This is a genomic window from Streptomyces sp. PH9007, from assembly GCF_059813725.1.
The window spans coordinates 2,283,762-2,301,974 of the sequence record NZ_CM187440.1; the positions used below are offsets into that span (position 1 = coordinate 2,283,762).

The following is an 18,213-nucleotide window of genomic DNA, read 5'->3' on the forward strand; positions in this document are numbered from 1 at the left end:
TGTGCCACTCCCCCTACCCCCGCCATGCCGAAAACAGGAAGGGAGATGCCCCGTGCGTGCCCGTCTGGCCCGCGTGGATGCCGTCCTGGTCCAAGCCGTCATCGCCGCCGCACTGTCCTTCGCCCACATTCACGACCTGGCGGCGGCGGCCGGACAGGACGGCTGGAAAGCCTGGGCCTACCCGATCTCCGTAGACCTGCTCCTGGTAGCCGCTTGGCGACGCCTGCGCACCAGCGACACGGGGAAGACCGCCGGCTGGTGCTGGTTCCTGATCGCCCTGACCGCGTCCCTGGGCGCCAACATCGCCACCGCCGGCCTCCTTGACCTCGACGACGTACCCGTGTGGCTGCGCATCCTCGTCGCCGGCTGGCCCGCCGTCGCTTTCCTCGGCGGCACCCTCCTCGCCCACACCCCACACCCGCTCCCATCCGCCTCGCCGGTAGAAGAACGGCCTGCCGTATCCGCCCCGGCCACCGGACCACCTCTTGACCCGCCAGCCGTGTCGGAGCCGACGGAGAGGCCGCAGGAGGTCGCTGTTCCCTCCGCGCTGCTGGAGCACGCCCGCAAAGTCGCCGCCGAACACCTCGCCCGGACCGGCACATCGATCGACACGCCGACGCTGCGCGCCCGTCTCGGCGTCCCCGAGCACTTCGCCGAATCCATCGCACGCCGCCTCTGAAGGGAGCCCTCGTGGCCCGCTTACACCGCTTCCGTGACCTCGTCCGTATCGGTCCCGTCCAGGTCGGCACCGCCAACGACCGCCGGGGCCGTGAGAAACACACCGCCGCCTGCACCGCACCCCGCTGTGGCTTCTCCGCCGAGTACGACACCCGATCCGCCGCCGAACTCGCCGCCCGCACCCACCGCTGCCCCGTCCGCTGAAAGGAACACCTCCCGTGACCGTCAGCCTGCCGCTCGTCCTGGTCCTCGGCCTGGTCGTCTGGGGCTCCATCCGGTTCCTCGGTGTCCGCCCGTGGCTCGTCGTCGTCATCGCGCTCTTCGGCTTCTACCTCGCCGACACCTCGCTCGCCCCCGTCGTCGACTCCGGTACGCGTTCCGGCGTCGACATCGTCAACGGCGACAGCGACTGACCCCCGGATCACCCACTCAGCAGAAAACCCCGGGGCGGCGCCGATACCGCCAAGCATCCGCCGCCCCGGGGCCCAACTCCTCACAACCAATCGCCGCAAAGGAGAAGTCCCATCATCACCCCCGCCATCCCGCCGCCGCTGCCCGAACTCGGCAACCTGGCCGCGACAGGCATCCTGCCCGCCCTCGGCCGTCAGCTCTCCGGGCTCGGTGGCTGCACCCGGCCCATCCGCCTCACGGGCCACCGCACCGAACACCATCTCGACACCACCACCGGCGAAATCGGCCCCGTCCTGCACCACCTGGACTCCGCCGACCTGCCCGCCGGCCAGCTCCTCACCCGCTGCAACAACCGCCGCGCGACCCGCTGCACGGCCTGCGCCGAGACCTACCGCCGCGACACCTACCACCTAATCACCTCCGGACTACGGGGCGGCAAGGGCACACCAGAAGTCGTCGGCACCCACCCGCGCGTGTTCGCCACCTTCACCGCACCCGGCTTCGGGCCCGTCCACAACCGCCGCAGCGACCGGCCGGCCTGCCGCTGCGGCACCCCACACGACCCGGCCGACGAAGCACTCGGCACCCCCATCGACCCCGACCGCTACGACTACGAAGCCGCCGTCCTGTGGAACGCGCACGCCGGGGCCCTGTGGCGGCGCTTCACCATCTACCTCCGCCGGGAGATCGCCAAGCGAGCCGGGCTGACACAGCGGGCCTTCGCCGACCATGCCCGCGTCTCCTTCGCCAAGGTCGCCGAGTACCAAAAGCGCGGGGCCATCCACTTCCACGCCGTCATCCGTCTCGACGGTCCCGGCGGCGGACACACGCCCCCACCGGGCTGGGCCACCGCCACGCTCCTGACCGACGCGATCCGGGCCGCCGCCTCGGCTGCCACCGTTAACGGCCCTGTCCTCGACGGACGGGCCCACCGCTTCGTCTTCGGCCGCCAGCTCGACATCCGCACCATCCGCAGCGCGGACTTCGACCACGGCACCGCCCTCACCGAACGGGCTGTCGCCGGCTACATCGCCAAGTACGCGACCAAAGGGGCCGAGACGGCCACCGGTGCCCTCGATCGGCCGCTGAAGTTCCTCGCCGAACTCGCCCCGCTCAACATCACCGACCACGCACGCCGCCTCATCCGCACCGCTTGGACCCTCGGCGCCCGCACCGACCTGGAACACCTCCGCCTGCGGGCCTGGGCCCACATGCTCGGGTTCCGCGGTCACTTCTCCACCAAATCCCGGCGCTATTCCACCACCCTCGGCGCCCTCCGCGACGCCCGCACCGAATGGCGCCGCCAGCAAGCGTGCCTCGCTCACGGCCCCGGCGACACCACTCTCGTCCTCGCCCACTGGACCTACGCCGGCACCGGACTCTCCGCAGCCGAGAAGTGGCTGTCCGCCTCGCTCACCCCCGCCCTTGGAACCGAAGGAGAACCCGCGCGATGACCACTATCACCCGGAAGTGGCACACCACGGCCGAAGTGGCCGCCATGCTCGGCTTCGGGCTCTCCAAGACCAAGATGCTCGTCCTCACCGGAGAGATCCGCTCAGTCAAGATCGGCCGCAACCGCCGCATCCTCCCGGCCTGGGTCGACGAATACGTCGAGCGCTGCACCGCCGACACCTTCGGGGAGCGTGTGGCATGAGCGGCAAGCGAAGCAACGGCGAAGGCTCGATCTACCCCTACCGCAACGGCTTCGCCGCCTACGTCTGGGTCACCACCCCCGAAGGCAAACGCACCCGCAAGTACGCCTACGGACCTACCCGGACGGCCGTCCACGAGAAGTGGATCAAGCTCCACTCGGAAGCCGCCAAGGGGCCGGTCGCCACGGCCGTTCCGACGCTCGGCCAGTACCTGGCGTACTGGCTCCGTGAGGTGGTGCAGCCTGAGCTGAAGCCCAAGACCACAGAGACCTACGCGATGCACGTCCGCCTCTACATCACGCCCGGCCTCGGGGCGAAGCGGCTCGACAAGCTCACGGTCCGGGACGTCCGGAAGTGGATCAACGACTTGATGGTGCAGTGCCAGTGCTGTGCCCAGGGTCGGGACGCCAAGCGTCCGGAGCGCCACCGCGACCCTCGCCAGCGGCAGCACTGCTGCGCGGTGGGCCGGTGCTGCCAGCGGGTGCCCTCCCGGCGGACGGTGCAGGACGCTCGGACGGTGCTGCGGTCGGCGCTCACGCACGCCATGACCGAGGAGATGATCGCCAAGAACGTGGCCGGCCTGGTCAAGGTGCGGTCCGTGCGTCGGAAGAAGCCGCAGCCGTGGTCGGTTGACGAGGCGCGGACCTTCCTGGACGCGGCTCGGGCGGCCGGCGATCCGCTCTACCCGGCGTACGTCCTCACCCTCGTGCTCGGCCTCCGCCGGGGCGAAGTCCTCGGTCTCACGTGGGCCAGTGTGGACCTGGACGCGGGAGAGCTGACCGTCGAGCACTCCTTGCAGCGCATTCAGCGGCGCCTGGTACACGACGAGACCAAGACCGAGGCGTCCACCGCCTTGCTACCGCTGCCCGACATCTGCGTCGCGGCGCTGCGGCTCCGCAGGGAGACCCAGGCGTCGGCCCGGAAGGCGGCGGGAGAGCTGTGGGATGAGTCCGGGTTTGTGTTCACCACCCGCAACGGGACGCCCATCGATCCGAGGAACTTCAACCGCGAGTTCGCCGCCCGGACCGACCGGGCCGGCGTCCGACGTATCCGGCTGCACGACACCCGGCACACCTGCGGGTCGATCCTGGCAGCGCTGGATGTGCACCCGCGCATCGCGATGCAGATCCTGCGGCACAGCAAGATCGCGGTCACCATGGAGGTGTACACGCATGTCCCGTCGGAGGCGACGCGGAAGGCGCTGAGAAAGCTGGGCCGGCAGCTCGACGGTCCCCGATAGCGAACTCAGAACGTCGTTGCTGTACTTCGCTGCTTGCACGCACGCGAAAGCCCCCGTCGATTGACTCGACGGGGGCTTTCGCCTGTCCGTTCCACCTGGTCTTGGGAACGGTCCTTGTTGTGGACCTGAGGGGATTTGAACCCCTGACCCCCTCGTTGCGAACGAGATGCGCTACCAGGCTGCGCTACAGGCCCTTGCAACGAGAGAAACTCTAGCACCCGTCCCCGGGCGGTCCGAAATCCGTGGTCATTCGCCGGCCGCCCGGGGGTGGTCGTCCTCCTCGAACTGGTCGAACAGCGGGGTGCGCTGCGGCCCCGGCTGGCCGCCCGCGGCCCCGGGGACGGAGGGCTGCTGGCCCTGCTGCGGGGGCTGCTGGGCGGGGGTGGAGCGGGCCGCGCTCCAGGTGCCGGGGGCGTCCAGGTCGACGCCGCGCGTGGTGCGCGGGGCGACCGGGGCGCTGACGTACGTGGGCAGCGGCACCGGGGCCGGCTCCCAGCCGGTCGGCTCGTCGTCGGGGGCCGGGCCCCTGCGGCGCTGCTGGTCCACCCATTCGGCGTGGTCGGTCTGCTCCACCACGGCCCGCGACGGCTGCTCGGGGCGCACGGCCGCGCTCGCCTGGGTGCGTTCGCGCAGCCGCCTGGCGGCGTCCTCGGCGCGGCGGCGGTCCATGGCGACCGCGTACCGGCGGCGCTCCTGCGCCCGTACGTTGATGATGTACACGCTCAGCAGCACGCCCGGGATCGCCGGGATCCACAGGGAGCCGCCCCCGGCGCTCAGCGCGAGGATGCCGCTCCCGGCGAAGGCCAGGAACAACACCATCGTGGTACGCCGCCGGCGGGCCAGGACCTTCGCGCGGGCGGCGGTCACGGGTTCCGGTTCGGGTTCGGCCTCCGGTTCGGGTGCCGGTTCCGGGGCCGGGGCGGGCTCCGGAGCGGCGAGCGCGGTCACCGGTTCGGCGTACGCGCGCACGTCGGCGTCGCGGTCCCCTGGCGACGCGTCCCCCTCCGCAGCACGCCGGGCGGCGCGCCGCTCCAGTGCCGCGCGGCCGGACAGCAGCCGGATCGCGGTGCTGAAGCGTTCCGTGGGACGGGCCTCGTTCAGCTCGTCCTGTCTGCGGAGCCACATGGGCACGAGGTACGCGGCCCAGGCCCCGACGATCATTGCGAAGATGAGGCCACTGCTGCTCACGCTCACACGGTAGAGGGGTTTGCATGAGTCCATCTGCCAAATAGCGCGGTGTGTCGCACGATCTGGGGCTCATACCGGGCATTTCTTCGGATTTTATGGATGAGTTAAGGCTTGTCCGAATACACGTTCTAATTGTTCGTCTGTCGGTGACTGCTCCGCCGGTGCCAGCGCTCGACCAGCCCTTCCGGCACCTCGTCCGCCGTCAACGCGAAAATCAGATGGTCCCGCCACGCCCCGTCGATGTGGAGATAGCGCGGCCGCATCCCCTCCTCGCGGAATCCCAGCTTCTCCACCACCCGCCGCGAGGGCGCGTTCTCCGGCCGGATGCAGATCTCCACCCGGTGCAGTCCCACCGACCGGAAACAGTGATCCGTGGCCATCGCCACCGCCGCCGGCATCACGCCGCGCCCGGCCACGTCCTGGTCGATCCAGTACCCGAGGTGCGCCGAGCACATCGACCCCCAGGTGATCCCCGCCACCGTCAACTGCCCGGCCAGCCGCCCCTGGTACAGCACCACGAAGGGCAGCATCCGCCCCGCGTGCGCCTCGGCCCGCAGGTGCCGGACCATCTGCCGGTAGGTGGGCCGGTGCCCGGGCAGGTGGCCCGGCGGCGGGGGCGGGATCGTCGCCTCCCACGGCCGCAGCCACTCCCGGTTGCGCTGGTTGACCTCGCGCCAGGTCCGCTGATCACGCTGGCGGATGGGGCGCAGCCCCACCTCGCCGTCCCGCAGTTCCACGGGCCAGGGAATGCTCACGGCTGGTGATCGCCGCCGCGCAGCTGGTCCACCGCGTGCCGGGCGAGCGGCGCCAGCACCGCAAGACCGTCCCGTACCCCGCCCGTGGAGCCAGGCAGATTGACGATCAGCGTCCGGCCCGCCACCCCGGCGACACCGCGCGACAGCGCGGCCGTGGGCACCTTCGCCAGCCCCGCCGCCCGGATCGCCTCCGCGATGCCCGGCACCTCGAAGTCGATCACCGAACGGGTGGCCTCGGGGGTACGGTCCCCCGGCGTCAGCCCGGTACCGCCCGTGGTCAGCACCACGTCGTACCCGGCCGCCACCGCCGCCCGCAGCGCCGCCGCCACCGGCTCGCCGTCCGGCACCACCTGCGGGCCCTCGGTCGTGAACCCCCACTCGCGCAGCGCCGCCACCAGCAGCGGCCCGCCCCGGTCCGGGTAGACCCCGGCCGAGGCCCGGTTGGACGCGGTCACCGCCAGCGCCCGGTATCCCAGCTCCCCCTGTCCGCCGCTCATTCGGCGCGGCTCCAGCGCCCGGACTTGCCGCCGGTCTTCTCCTCGACCCGCACCCCGTCGATGACGGCGCCCGGGTCCACGGCCTTGACCATGTCCACCACGGTCAGCGCCGCCACCGACACGGCCGTCAGCGCCTCCATCTCCACCCCCGTACGGTCCGTGGTGCGCACCGTCGCCGCGATCTCCACCGCGTCGTCGGCCACCGTCAGCTCCACCTGCACGCCCGACAGGGCCAGCGGGTGGCACAGCGGGATCAGTTCCGGGGTGCGCTTGGCGCCCATGATGCCCGCGATGCGGGCCACCGCCAGCGCGTCGCCCTTGGGCACCCCCGCGCCGCGCAGCAGTTCCACCACCGCGGGCGCCACCCGTACCCGTCCGACGGCCCGCGCCGTCCGTACGGTGATGTCCTTGGCCGAGACGTCCACCATCCGGGCCGCGCCCGAGGCGTCCAGATGGGTCAGATGAGGGCTGCTCATGAGGAGCTACCGTACTCCTGCGCCCCACCGCCCAGCGGCACCACTGTCAGCTCCGCCCCCGAGGCGGCGCCGGTGGCCGCCTCCGGGATCTCGATCAGCGCGTCCGCGCGGGCCAGCGCCGCCAGCAGGTGCGAGGACGCGCCGCCCACCGGCCGGACCGTGCCCAGGCGTTCGCCGGGGGCGGGCGGCGTGTAGCTGCCGCGCAGGTACTGGCGGCGCCCCGCCGGGGAGACCAGCGGCGCGTCGCACTCCAGGCGGGCCCGCACCCGGGCCCGCTCGACCTGCGGGTGCCCGGCCAGGGCGCGCAGCGCGGGGCGCACGAACAGCTCGAAGGACACGTACGAGCTGACCGGGTTGCCCGGCAGCGCCAGCAGCGGGATGCGCTGCTTGCCCACCAGGCCGAAGCCCTGCGGTTTGCCCGGCTGCATCGCCAGCCGCCGGAACTCCACGCTGCCGCGCAGCGCCTCCTTCACCACGTCGTACGCGCCCACGCTCACCCCTCCGCTGGTGATGACGAGGTCGGCGCGCGAGAGCTGGTCCTCCAGGGCGGCGCGCAGCCGCTCGGGGTCGTCGGCGACGGTGGCGGCCCGGTACGCGGCGGCTCCGGCGGCCCGCGCGGCGGCGGTCAGCGTGAAGCTGTTGGAGTCGTGGATCTGCCCGGGGCGCAGTGCGGTGCCGGGCGGGACGAGTTCGCTCCCTGTGGACAGCACCACGACGCGCGGGCGCGGCCGTACCTCCACGGAGGCCCGGCCGACCGCGGCCAGCAGGCCCAGTTGCGGCGGCCCGAGCACGGTGCCGGCGGGCAGCGCCAGCGCCCCGGCTGCGGCGTCCGAGCCGCGCGCCCTGATGTGCGCGCCGCGTTCGGCCGGGCGGTGTACGCGGACGTTCTCCCCACCGCGTACCTGCCCGGCCGGCATCGCGCTGACGGGGCCGCCGCCGAGCCCGCCGTCCGTCCACTCCACCGGCACCACGGCCTCGGCGCCGGGCGGCAGCGGCGCGCCGGTCATGATGCGCACCGCCTGCCCGGGCCGGAGCGTGGGGAGTTCGCCGCTGCCCGCCGCGATGTCGCCGATCACGGTGAGCGCCACCGGCCGTTCCGCCGTCGCGGCGGTCACATCGGCGCAGCGCACCGCGTACCCGTCCATGGAGCTGTTGTCGAACGGCGGCAGCGCGGTGGGTACGGTCACGTCCTCGGTCAGGACGCAGCCGTCGGCCTCCAGCAGCGGGAGGGCGATCGGGTCCAGCGGGCGGATCGCGCGCAGGATGTCGGCAAGGTGGTCATCGACCGACCACAGGTCACTCAAGTGCCCGCATCTCCTCGTTGACATAGGTCTTCAGCCAGGCCCGGAACTCGGGCCCGAGGTCCTCACGTTCGCACGCCAGCCGGACGATGGTGCGCAGATAGTCGGCGCGGTCGCCCGTGTCGTAGCGGCGGCCCTTGAACACCACCCCGTACACCGGTCCGCCGCTCACGTCGGAGGTGGCCATCGTCTGGAGGGCGTCGGTCAGCTGGATCTCGCCGCCGCGGCCCGGCGGGGTCTCGCGCAGCACCTCGAAGACGCCGGGGTCCAGGACGTAGCGGCCGATGACGGCGAGGTTGCTGGGGGCGTCGGCCCGGTCGGGCTTCTCCACCAGGTCGGTGACGCGGTGCACGCCGTCCTGGCCGGTGGATTCGACGGCGGCGCAGCCGTAGAGGTGGATCTGGGAGGGGTCGACCTCCATCAGCGCGATGACGGAGCCGCCGCGCTCCTCCTGGACGGCGGTCATCCGGGTGAGCAGCGGGTCGCGCGGGTCGATGAGGTCGTCGCCCAGCAGGACGGCGAAGGGCTGGTCGCCGACGTGCGGGGCGGCGCACAGCACGGCGTGGCCCAGGCCCTTGGGGTCGCCCTGGCGGACGTAGTGCATGGTGGCCAGGGCGGTGGACTCCTGGACCCGGGAGAGCCGGTCGAGGTCGCCCTTGCGGCGCAGCGCGTCCTCCAGCTCGTAGTTGCGGTCGAAGTGGTCTTCCAGGGGACGTTTGTTGCGCCCGGTGATCATCAGCACGTCGGTGAGGCCCGCGCTGGTGGCCTCCTCCACCACGTACTGGATGGCCGGCTGGTCGACCACCGGCAGCATTTCCTTGGGGGTGGCCTTGGTGGCGGGGAGGAACCGGGTCCCGAGCCCGGCAGCAGCGATGACAGCCTTGCTGATCCGGGGGCGAGGTGATGTCATGCCCGTCACTTTATCCAGCTAGTGTGCTTGGACCCTTTACGCGAGGATGACGAAATGGATCATGTCGCAGGGGCCACGGCCGACGGCAAACGGGCGGTGCGCCGCGATCTGCTGGCGGTACGGGCCGCGCTGAGCGACGAGGAGGTCGCGCAGGCCGCCGTGGCGCTGGCCGACCGCGCCCTGGGCCTGCCGGAGCTGGCCACGGCGCGCACGGTCGCCGCGTACGTGTCGGTGGGCCACGAGCCGGGCACCGGCGCGCTGCTGGACGCGCTGCGCGAGCGCGGCGTGCGGGTGCTGCTGCCGGTGCTGCTGGCGGACGACGACCTGGACTGGGGCGTGTACGAGGGGCCCGGCACGCTGGTGGAGACGGAGCGCGGCGGCCGGATGCGGCTGCGGGAGCCGGGCGGCGGGCGGCTGGGCCGCGAGGCGGTGCTGAGCGCGGACGTGGTGCTGCTGCCCGGTCTCGCGGTGGACGCGCACGGGGTGCGGATGGGACGCGGCGGCGGCAGCTACGACCGGGTGCTGGCCCGGCTGGCGGCGGCCGGGGCCGATCCGGCGCCGGTGGTGCTGCTGTACGGGCACGAGGTGGTCGGGCGGCTGCCGGTGGAGGCGCACGACCGGCCGGTACGGGTGGCGGTCACCCCGGAGGGCGTGCACCGCTTCCCGCGCTGAGCCGCGCGGACCGGGCCGGGCGGCGGGTGCAAACGACAACGGGGCGGGGCCGGTACGTCGTACGTACCGGCCCCGCCCCGCCCGCTTCCGCCGTTACTCGTCCCCGGCGTCCTCGTCCGCGTCCTCCCGGGCGCCGCCCGGCGTCAGCGTGAGGGTGTCCCGGGTGCGCTCCGCGACCGCCTCCGCCGTGGAGGGCCAGGGCAGGAACTCCCCGCGCGCCCACATACCCGTCTGGTCGGTGTAGTGCTCGTGGTACGCGTGCCCCGAGGCGCCCGACAGGTTGATCCACAGCGACTCGTCGAAGTCGGCCAGCGACACGATCATCCGCATGGACGGCACCCACGTCGTCTCGTAGCCGCCCGCCGCGTTCCACGCGGTGGCGTTGACGGCGTCCGCGCCGCCCGACAGGTTCCACGGGCCGCGGTTGAGCATCCAGCGCAGCGGGCCCGGGCCCTCCTCGCCGAGGGTCTGGTTGGTGAGGGTCAGCTGGTGCAGCCGGCCCCAGCTCCAGGTGTCGATGTCCTTGCCCAGCTTCGCGGTCAGCTCCCAGCGGGCGTCGCGCATGGCCCGCGCCAGCAACTCGTCGCGGTCGGTGGCGGCCGGCTCGGTACGGGTGGCCGGGGTCGTCCACCAGTCGCTGTCCGGCTCCTCGATCAGGACGCGCACCACCTCGAACCAGCGGTCCCCACCGTCCGGCCACGCCGAGTCCGGGGAACGCTCGCCGCACTCCGTGTCGAACAGCGCCTGGCCGTTGGCGTCCTCCAGCGGCGCCGAGTCGTCCGCCGGGCGCACCCGCAGGCACTGGCCCTCCACCCGCAGCTCCTTGGGGAGCTTGTGGCCGAAGGCGAGCTGGAGCGTGTTGGCCCACACCGCGTTGTAGTAGGCGGCGGCGGCCGAGTCGGAGTCCTGGCTGTAGTCCCAGCCCTCCAGCAGCTCCTGCGCCTCGCGGATGTAAGGGTCGGAGATCTCGATGTCCAGCAGGTACGGCACCAGGACGCGGGCCATCTCGTTGCTGTTGTCGATCTGGATGGACTGCATGTCGCCCATCGAGATCTTGCCGCCGTCCTCGATCTTCGACACCAGCAGATCCTCGATCCGCTGGCTGCGCGTGCCGTAGCTCCAGTCCTCGGTGAGGAAGTGCTCGTAGGACGCCGGGTCGATGACCGCCTGGTTGGCGGTGACGATGTAGCCACGCTCCGGGTTCAGCTCCCAGGGCAGCTCCTCGAAGGGCACGTAGCCGGTCCAGTCGTACGCCGAGTCCCAGCCGGGCGCCGGGTAGCGGCCGTCGCCCGCGCCGCGCACCGGGATCCGGCCGGGCGCCTGGTAGCCGATGTTGCCGGAGGTGTCGGCGTAGATCATGTTCTGGGCCGGGACGGCGAAGTCGGCGGCGGCGGCCCGGAAGGCGTCGAAGTCGGTGGCGGTGTTGAGGCCGAAGACGGCGTCCATGGTGTTGGCCGGCTCCAGCGCGGTCCAGCTCAGCGAGACGGCGTAGCCGTTGCCACGGTCCGGGGCGCCGGCGTCCACCGGCGCGGTCTGGCCGGTCTCGGCGAAGTCGTCGTGCCGGTCGGAGACGATCGGGCCGTTCTCGGTGGACCGCACGGTGATCTCGCGGTCCTCACCGCCCGCCACCTTGATCAGCTCGGTGCGGGTCTCGTACGGCTTCTGCTCACCGTCGCGCAGATAGTTGCCGTCGTTGAGCTTTTCCAGCCGCAGATCGGTCACGTCCGCACCGAGGTTGGTGAAGCCCCAGGCGATGTCCTCGTTGTGGCCGATGACCACGCCCGGCATCCCGGAGAAGGAGAACCCGGACACCTCGAACGGGCACTCCGCCGTCACCTCGTTGCAGTACAGGCCCATCTGGTACCAGACCGAGGGCAGCGAGGGGCCCAGGTGCGGGTCGTTCGCCAGCAGCGGCAGCCCGGTGGTCGTGTACTCCCCGGAGACCACCCACGAGTTGGAGCCGATGCCGGGGCCCGCCGGGCCCAGCAGCGCCGGGATCTGGTCCAGGGTCGCGGCCAGCGCGCCCAGCTGCGTCCCCACCCCGCCGACGGCGTCATCGGCGGAGGAGCCGTCGGCGGCACCGTCGCCTGCGGTCCCCGAGCCGTCGCCGTGGTCGCCGATCGACTCGACGATCGGGTTGTTGCGGTCGTACGGGTAGCCGGGGTACAGCTCCTCGATCTGCTCGGGGTTCAGCCGCCCCGCGAGCAGCGAGCGGTCGACCTCGTCCTCCATGTTGCCGCGCAGGTCCCACGCCATGGCCTTCAGCCAGGCCACCGAATCGACCGGGTCCCACGGCTCGGGCGCGTAGTCGTTGAGGAAGCCGAGCGCCGCGTACTCCACCGAGAGCTCGGCGCCGCTGCGGGTGCCCAGGTACGAGTTCACGCCCTCCGCGTACGCCTCCAGGTACGCCTTGGTCTCCGGCGCCAGCTCCTCGTCGTACTCCTGCTGCGCGATGTGCCGCCACCCCAGGGTGCGCAGGAAGGCGTCCGTCTCCACCTGGTCCTCGCCGAACATCTCCGAGAGCCGGCCGGAGGTCATGTGCCGGCGGACGTCCATCTCCCAGAACCGGTCCTGGGCATGCACATAGCCCTGGGCGCGGAAGAGGTCCTCGGCGGAGTCGGCGTACAGGCGCGGGATGCCGTTGCCGTCCCGCTGCACGGTGACCGGGCCGTTCAGCCCGTCGATTTCTATCTCCCCCGACACCTGCGGGTAGGACGCCCGCACGGTGCTCACGGTCCAGAAAGCGCCGTACCCCAATCCGGAGAGGACGATCAGTACGACAGCGATCACGAACACGCGGAGGCGTCGCGAGGGCTTGTTGGCGGGCATCTGTGTCCTTCACAGGCCTGGTAAGCGGATGGAAGCAACCATAGACATACGGCCACTGGGGTGAGCCTACGGGGAGTCACCCGCCGCGAGGGCGCGCGTCATAGCAGGGTGAAATCCGCGCGAATCAGCGCAATGGCCAACGCGTCACACGGGTTCCGGCAGGCGCGGAAACCACGCGGACCCCGGAAACCGCCGACGGTGACGGAAACAGCGACGGGCACGAAGCCGGGGGCGACGAGGACGAGAGGACGCGACGCTGACGGTCGACCGCCTCAACGCGTTCCTGCTGCTGTGCGCCCTGGTCCTGCTGGTCGCCGTCGCGGCCGTCCGGCTCACCTCGCGCAGCGGGCTGCCGTCCCTGCTGCTGTATCTGGCCATCGGCGTCGTCCTGGGGCAGGACGGCCTCGGCCTGGACTTCCACGACCCGGAGACCACCCAGGTGCTCGGGTACGCGGCGCTGGTGGTGATCCTGGCGGAGGGCGGCCTGTCCACCCGCTGGCGCGACATCCGCCCCGCGGTTCCAGCCGCCGCCGTACTGGCCACCGCCGGGGTCGCGCTGAGCGTGGGCATCACGGCCGCCGGCGCGCACTACCTGGTGGGCCTGGAGTGGCGGTCCGCGCTGGTGATGGGCGCCGTGGTGTCCTCGACGGACGCCGCCGCGGTCTTCTCCGTCCTGCGCCGGGTGCCGCTGCCGCGCCGGCTGAGCGGGCTGCTGGAGGCGGAGTCGGGGTTCAACGACGCGCCGGTGGTGCTGCTGGTGGTGGCCTTCTCCGACCTGGACGGGGGCGGGGGCGGGGGCGGCCTGTGGAGCGGGGGCTGGGCGGGCGGCGGGCACGCCTGGTACGTCCTGGTGCCCCTGATGGCGCTTCAGCTGGCGATCGGCCTCGGCGCGGGCCTGGCCGTGGGGCGGCTGGGTGAGCTGGCACTGCGGCGAGTGGCGCTGCCGGCCTCCGGCCTCTATCCGATCGCGGTGGTGGCGCTGACGGTGCTGGCGTACGCGGCGGGCGCGCTGGCGGGCGGCAGCGGCTTCCTGGCCACCTATGTGGCGGGTCTGGTGCTGGGCAACGCGCGGCTGCCGCACCGGCCGGTGACGCGCGGGTTCGCGGACGCGCTGGCGTGGCTGGCGCAGATCGGCCTGTTCGTGCTGCTGGGACTGCTGGTGGAGCCGTCCGACCTGCTACGGGACTTCTGGCCGGCGGTGCTGGTCGGGGCGGTACTGACGCTGGTGGCGCGGCCGGTGTCGGTGGCGCTGTGCATGACGCCGTTCGGGCAGCGGTGGCGGTGGCGGGAACAGGTGCTGCTGTCGTGGGCGGGGCTGCGCGGTGCCGTCCCCATCGTGCTGGCGATCATCCCGGTGGTGGCGGGGGTGCCGGACAGCGACCGGATCTTCCACATCGTGTTCGTGCTGGTGGTGGTCTTCACCCTGGCGCAGGGGCCGACGCTGCCCGCGCTGGCGCGCAGGCTGCGGCTGGGCGGCGAGGCGGGGGCAGGGGTGGAGCTGGACATCGAGTCCACGCCGCTGGAGCGGCTCGGCGGCTTCGGGCATCTGCTGACGTGCGCGGTGCCGGCGCGGTCCCAGATGGCCGGGGTGGAGATCGCGGAGCTGCGGCTGCCCGCCGGGGCCGCGGTGATGCTGGTGGTACGGGGCGGCACCGGCTTCGTACCGGCCCCGTCGGCGGTGCTGCGGGAGGGGGACGAACTGCTGGTGGTGGCGACGGAGCCGGTGCGGGACGAGGTGGAACGGCGGCTGCTCGCGGTGAGCCGGGGCGGGCGGCTGGTGGGCTGGCTGGGCGGGCGCGGCAGCACGGGAGTACGGCGCGGCGCGGGGCACTGACGGTGGCCGTTGTGGGGCCGGTGGGGGTCGGCAGTGGACTTCCGTACCCGGAATGTTGCACGATGGACCGTCGTTAGCACTCGGTGGAGAAGAGTGCCAGGAGGATCACGTGCCGACGTATCAGTATCAGTGCACCGCGTGCCAAGAGGGCCTCGAAGTGGTGCAGAAGTTCACCGATGACGCGCTCACCGAGTGCCCCAGCTGCCAGGGGCGGCTGAAGAAGGTGTTCTCGGCGGTCGGCATTGTCTTCAAGGGCTCCGGCTTCTACCGCAACGACAGCCGTAACAGCTCGTCGAGCAGCAGCCCGGCGGCGTCCTCGGCCCAGAAGGCGGACAGCGGCGCCAAGACGGAGAAGACGTCGGGCTCCGACGCCTCCTCCGCCGGGTCCTCCGGGTCCTCGTCGGGCGGCAGCACCCCGGCGCCCGCCGCGTCCTCGTCGTCCCCGGCCTCGTCCTCGGCCGGCTCCACCTCCGCCGCATGAGCGCGGCCGAGGCGGAGATCGGCGTCATCGGCGGGTCGGGTTTCTACTCCTTCCTGGACGATGTGACCGAAGTCACGGTCGAGACGCCGTACGGGGCGCCCAGCGACTCCCTCTTCCTCGGCGAGATCGCCGGCCGCCGGGTGGCGTTCCTCCCGCGGCACGGCCGCAAGCACGGGCTGCCGCCGCACCGGATCAACTACCGGGCGAACCTGTGGGCGCTGCGCTCCCTCGGGGTGCGCCAGGTCCTCGGTCCTTGCGCGGTGGGCGGGCTGCGCCCCGAGTACGGGCCCGGCACGCTGCTGGTGCCCGACCAGCTGGTGGACCGCACCAAGGGCCGGGCGCAGACGTACTACGACGGCGAGCAGCGCGCGGACGGCCAGGTACCGAACGTGGTGCACCTGACGTTCGCCGACCCGTACTGCGCCACCGGGCGCCGGGTGGCGCTGGACGCCGCCCGCGGGCGGGGCTGGGAGCCGGTGGACGGCGGCACGCTGTGCGTGATCGAGGGTCCCCGCTTCTCCACCCGCGCCGAATCGCGCTGGCACGCCGCGCAGGGCTGGTCCGTGGTGGGCATGACCGGCCACCCGGAGGCGGTGCTCGCCCGGGAACTGGAGCTCTGCTACACCTCACTGACCCTGGTCACGGATCTGGACGCGGGTGCGGAGAGCGGGGAGGGCGTCTCGCACGCCGAGGTGCTGGAGGTCTTCGGCCAGAACATCGGGCGGCTGCGCGAGGTGCTCTTCGACGCGGTGGCGGCGCTGCCCGTCACGGGTGAGCGCGACTGCGGGTGCGCGACGGCCCTGCTGGGGCAGGAACCGGGCATAGAGCTGCCCTGACCCACCCGTGTGGGTGACGGAGTTATCCACAACCCCAGGGTTATCCCCAGGTTGCGGCGAGGTCTCGCGCCGCAGGACACAGTGGCCGCATGACAGCGACCGCAACACCCCCACGCAATTCCCCCACCTCCTCCACTTCTGCAGTTCCGCCTTCTCCGACTTCTCCGGTCCCGGCCTCCGGATCTGGCTCCGGCCACGGCTCCGGCTCGGCCCGGCCCGTGGTGCCGGCCTTCGCTCCGCTGCGCCCGCGCGTTCGGCGGTTCGGGCTGCGGCAGTTGGTACGGGGCCGGGCCCGTGGCTGGGCGGCGGGCCTGGCGGTGGCGGCGGCCGTGCTGGCGATGGCTCTGCCCGGCGATGCGCGGGCCCCGGGGCGGGAACCGGTGACGGTGACGGTCGCCGACGCCCGCGAGAGCCCGCCGGCCGCGGCGAAGGCGCTACCGGCCGCCGAGCGGGTCTCGGCGGCGGTCCGGATCGCCGACGCGCAGGTGGTGCGGCTGCTGGCGCCCGGCGATGAGGTGGACGTCCTGGCCGCCGATCCCGGTTCGACGGACCCGGCCCGGGTGGTCGCCCACCGGGCGGAGGTCACCGAGGTTCCGGTCGAGCAGGAGGCCGGCGGGGCGGGGTTCTCCGGTGAGCGCGGCGCGCTGCTGATTTTGTCGGTCTCCCCCGCCACAGCGGCCGAGCTGGCGGGCGCGGCGTCCGGAGCACAGCTGGCGGTATCCCGATGGTAGTTCGAACCGATTGGACACGGAATGCCATTGTGGTGCACCGTGCGGGGTCCGACGCGGATCACATTCCAGAAGGACAGTGCAGTGAGCGAGACCAAGGGAATCCTGAGCGGATTCAAAGAATTCCTGATGCGCGGGAATGTCATCGAACTGGCGGTGGCGGTCGTCGTCGGCGCCGCGTTCACCGGAATTGTCACGTCGGTGGTCGAGGGCGTCATCAACCCGCTGATCGGTGCCTTCGGGACGCAGGATCTCGACAAGTACGAGCTGTGCCTGACGGGGGACTGCGGCGCGGCGGGTGGAGCGGCGATCCGCTGGGGTTCGGTGCTGACCGCCTCGCTGACCTTCCTGATGACGGCCGCCGTCGTCTACTTCCTGATGATCATGCCGATGAACCGCTTCAACGCCCGCCGGGCCGCGAAGGCGGGGCTGCACGAGGAGCCTGCCGCCAAGACCGAGCTGGAGATTCTCATCGAGATCCGCGACGAGCTGATCGCCCAGCGTGCGGCGGCGGGCACGGAAGCCGACACGGAGGGGGCGCCGGCCCTGGTCGGCCAGCGCGGCGCCCCGAACGGTGCGGGCGGGGAGGACACCGGCGCCGGCGCGGGCACCGACCCGGCATCGGGCACCGGCTCCGGCAGCCGCTGACGGCGGGCGGCCTCCCCGGCCGCCCCCTCCTACTCGACGACGAGCTGCACGTCGATGTTGCCCCGGGTGGCCCGGGAGTACGGGCACACCTGGTGCGCCTGGGCCACCAGCTTCTCCCCGGTCTCACCGGCGAGCGCGTCCGGCAGTTCGACGCGCAGCGTCACCGCGAGACCGAAGCCCACCCCGTCCTTGCCGATACCGACCTCGGCGGTGACGGACACCTCGCTGGTGTCGACCTTCTCCTGTCGCCCCACCGCGCCCAGCGCGCTGGCGAAGCAGGCGGCGTAGCCGGCCGCGAACAACTGCTCGGGGTTGGTGCCCTTGCCGCTGCCGCCGAGCGCGGGCGGCGGGGCGAGGGTGAGGTCGAGCTGACCGTCGGAGCTGACGGCCCGCCCCTCACGTCCGTTGGCGGTCGCGATCGCGGTGTACAGCGGTTCCATGACGGTCTCCCTCATCCACTTCGCCGATGGCCGGCTCTCCTGACTCCTCAACCTAAGCACACAACTAAGTTGTGCACAACTAAAACGCGGGCAAGGAACCCCCGGTATCGTGGTGACCATGAGCACCGAGCCCGCCACCACCTCACCCGGCCCACCGCAGCCACCACCGGGGGAGGACTTCCTGCGGCTGCACCACCAGATCTGCTTCTCCCTGCACGCGGCATCCCGCGCTTTCGGAAGCGTCTACCGGGTGGTGCTGAAGGACCTGGGGCTGACCTACCCGCAGTATCTGGTGATGCTCGTGCTGTGGGAGCACGGCGAACTGCCCGTGAAACGGATCGGCGAACTGCTGCGCCTGGAATCGGGCACCCTGTCCCCGCTGCTCAAGCGGCTGGACGCGGCCGGCCTGGTACACCGCGAGCGCAGCGCCGAGGACGAGCGCTCGGTGACCGTACGCCTCACCGAGCAGGGCACCGCCCTGCGGGAGCCCGCGCTGCGGGTCCCGCAGCGGATCGCCACGGCCACCGGCCTGTCGCTGACGGAGGTGGCCGAGCTGCGGGAGCGGCTGAACCACCTCACCGAAGCCCTGGACACCGCCCGCCTCGACGACTGACCGGCGCCCCTTCCGGGGCGCGGG

The 18,213-nt window shown here is 72.3% G+C and carries 21 protein-coding genes and 1 tRNA gene; 13 read left to right on the forward strand and 9 right to left on the reverse strand.

What is annotated here, in order from left to right; translation table 11 throughout:
* Positions 1 to 52 precede the first annotated feature (52 nt).
* The 6 genes from ACTFAP_RS10260 (at position 53) to ACTFAP_RS10285 (ending at position 3,981) form a co-directional block, all read left to right on the forward strand.
* A complete protein-coding gene (locus tag ACTFAP_RS10260) occupies positions 53 to 679 on the forward strand; it encodes a DUF2637 domain-containing protein (protein WP_500468876.1) in 627 nt (208 codons plus the stop codon).
* 11 nt (positions 680 to 690) lie between these two features.
* Entirely contained in the window at positions 691 to 882 is a 192-nt protein-coding gene (locus ACTFAP_RS10265) for a mobile element transfer protein (protein ID WP_262833763.1), read from the forward strand.
* 14 nt (positions 883 to 896) lie between these two features.
* The gene (locus tag ACTFAP_RS10270; protein ID WP_500468877.1) at positions 897 to 1,091 is read left to right on the forward strand and encodes a hypothetical protein; all 195 of its coding nucleotides are present in this window, start codon (positions 897 to 899) and stop codon (positions 1,089 to 1,091) included.
* A 138-nt stretch (positions 1,092 to 1,229) separates the two neighbouring features.
* Positions 1,230 to 2,543, forward strand: a complete 1,314-nt coding sequence (locus tag ACTFAP_RS10275) for a replication initiator (protein ID WP_500469451.1) — start codon at positions 1,230 to 1,232, stop codon at positions 2,541 to 2,543.
* Entirely contained in the window at positions 2,540 to 2,743 is a 204-nt protein-coding gene (locus ACTFAP_RS10280; protein WP_093843878.1) for an excisionase family DNA-binding protein, read from the forward strand. Before ACTFAP_RS10275 ends, ACTFAP_RS10280 begins: the two co-directional genes overlap by 4 nt.
* Positions 2,740 to 3,981, forward strand: coding sequence for a site-specific integrase (locus ACTFAP_RS10285; RefSeq protein ID WP_093843877.1), 1,242 nt, complete (start codon positions 2,740 to 2,742; stop codon positions 3,979 to 3,981). Before ACTFAP_RS10280 ends, ACTFAP_RS10285 begins: the two co-directional genes overlap by 4 nt.
* 120 nt (positions 3,982 to 4,101) lie before the next feature.
* Here ACTFAP_RS10285 and ACTFAP_RS10290 read toward each other — a convergent pair.
* The 7 genes from ACTFAP_RS10290 to galU all read right to left on the reverse strand — a co-directional run bounded on the left by ACTFAP_RS10290 (position 4,102) and on the right by galU (position 9,108).
* A tRNA-Ala gene (locus tag ACTFAP_RS10290) sits at positions 4,102 to 4,175 on the reverse strand.
* A 52-nt stretch (positions 4,176 to 4,227) separates the two neighbouring features.
* Positions 4,228 to 5,169: a divisome protein SepX/GlpR gene (sepX, locus tag ACTFAP_RS10295; RefSeq protein WP_500468878.1), complete on the reverse strand. Its 942-nt coding sequence runs from the start codon at positions 5,167 to 5,169 to the stop codon at positions 4,228 to 4,230.
* A 128-nt stretch (positions 5,170 to 5,297) separates the two neighbouring features.
* Entirely contained in the window at positions 5,298 to 5,924 is a 627-nt protein-coding gene (locus tag ACTFAP_RS10300) for a GNAT family N-acetyltransferase (RefSeq protein ID WP_500468879.1), read from the reverse strand.
* Complete coding sequence (locus tag ACTFAP_RS10305) at positions 5,921 to 6,421, reverse strand: MogA/MoaB family molybdenum cofactor biosynthesis protein (RefSeq protein WP_390122038.1); 501 nt, start codon at positions 6,419 to 6,421, stop codon at positions 5,921 to 5,923. The genes ACTFAP_RS10300 and ACTFAP_RS10305 overlap by 4 nt, the downstream gene beginning before the upstream one ends.
* Entirely contained in the window at positions 6,418 to 6,897 is a 480-nt protein-coding gene (moaC, locus tag ACTFAP_RS10310) for a cyclic pyranopterin monophosphate synthase MoaC (protein WP_451750439.1), read from the reverse strand. Before moaC ends, ACTFAP_RS10305 begins: the two co-directional genes overlap by 4 nt.
* Entirely contained in the window at positions 6,894 to 8,201 is a 1,308-nt protein-coding gene (gene glp, locus ACTFAP_RS10315; protein ID WP_500468880.1) for a molybdotransferase-like divisome protein Glp, read from the reverse strand. The genes moaC and glp overlap by 4 nt, the downstream gene beginning before the upstream one ends.
* Positions 8,194 to 9,108, reverse strand: coding sequence for a UTP--glucose-1-phosphate uridylyltransferase GalU (galU, locus tag ACTFAP_RS10320; protein ID WP_030736084.1), 915 nt, complete (start codon positions 9,106 to 9,108; stop codon positions 8,194 to 8,196). Before galU ends, glp begins: the two co-directional genes overlap by 8 nt.
* Positions 9,109 to 9,162: 54 nt before the next feature.
* On the opposite strand from galU, the gene ACTFAP_RS10325 reads away from it, so the two are divergent.
* A complete protein-coding gene (locus tag ACTFAP_RS10325; protein ID WP_495684342.1) occupies positions 9,163 to 9,780 on the forward strand; it encodes a 5-formyltetrahydrofolate cyclo-ligase in 618 nt (205 codons plus the stop codon).
* A 93-nt stretch (positions 9,781 to 9,873) separates the two neighbouring features.
* On the opposite strand, the gene ACTFAP_RS10330 is transcribed toward ACTFAP_RS10325, so the two are convergent.
* Positions 9,874 to 12,609 (reverse strand): penicillin acylase family protein, encoded by a 2,736-nt coding sequence (locus ACTFAP_RS10330; RefSeq protein WP_500468881.1) that lies wholly within the window; start codon positions 12,607 to 12,609, stop codon positions 9,874 to 9,876.
* A gap of 256 nt (positions 12,610 to 12,865) precedes the next feature.
* On the opposite strand from ACTFAP_RS10330, the gene ACTFAP_RS10335 reads away from it, so the two are divergent.
* The 5 genes from ACTFAP_RS10335 (at position 12,866) to mscL (ending at position 17,136) form a co-directional block, all read left to right on the forward strand.
* Positions 12,866 to 14,443 (forward strand): potassium/proton antiporter, encoded by a 1,578-nt coding sequence (locus tag ACTFAP_RS10335; protein ID WP_500469452.1) that lies wholly within the window; start codon positions 12,866 to 12,868, stop codon positions 14,441 to 14,443.
* Between the two features lie 109 nt (positions 14,444 to 14,552).
* Positions 14,553 to 14,924, forward strand: a complete 372-nt coding sequence (locus ACTFAP_RS10340; RefSeq protein ID WP_390122045.1) for an FmdB family zinc ribbon protein — start codon at positions 14,553 to 14,555, stop codon at positions 14,922 to 14,924.
* A complete protein-coding gene (locus ACTFAP_RS10345; RefSeq protein WP_500468882.1) occupies positions 14,921 to 15,760 on the forward strand; it encodes an S-methyl-5'-thioadenosine phosphorylase in 840 nt (279 codons plus the stop codon). Before ACTFAP_RS10340 ends, ACTFAP_RS10345 begins: the two co-directional genes overlap by 4 nt.
* A 218-nt stretch (positions 15,761 to 15,978) precedes the next feature.
* Positions 15,979 to 16,491: a hypothetical protein gene (locus ACTFAP_RS10350; protein ID WP_500468883.1), complete on the forward strand. Its 513-nt coding sequence runs from the start codon at positions 15,979 to 15,981 to the stop codon at positions 16,489 to 16,491.
* An 81-nt stretch (positions 16,492 to 16,572) separates the two neighbouring features.
* Positions 16,573 to 17,136, forward strand: a complete 564-nt coding sequence (gene mscL / locus ACTFAP_RS10355; RefSeq protein WP_500468884.1) for a large conductance mechanosensitive channel protein MscL — start codon at positions 16,573 to 16,575, stop codon at positions 17,134 to 17,136.
* A 29-nt stretch (positions 17,137 to 17,165) separates the two neighbouring features.
* Here the strand turns inward: mscL and ACTFAP_RS10360 are convergent, their stop codons facing one another.
* On the reverse strand, positions 17,166 to 17,576 hold the full coding sequence (locus tag ACTFAP_RS10360; protein ID WP_390122049.1) for an organic hydroperoxide resistance protein: 411 nt from the start codon (positions 17,574 to 17,576) through the stop codon (positions 17,166 to 17,168).
* A 118-nt stretch (positions 17,577 to 17,694) separates the two neighbouring features.
* Between ACTFAP_RS10360 and ACTFAP_RS10365 the strand changes: the two genes are divergently transcribed.
* Positions 17,695 to 18,189: a MarR family winged helix-turn-helix transcriptional regulator gene (locus ACTFAP_RS10365; RefSeq protein WP_500468885.1), complete on the forward strand. Its 495-nt coding sequence runs from the start codon at positions 17,695 to 17,697 to the stop codon at positions 18,187 to 18,189.
* Positions 18,190 to 18,213: the final 24 nt, after the last annotated feature.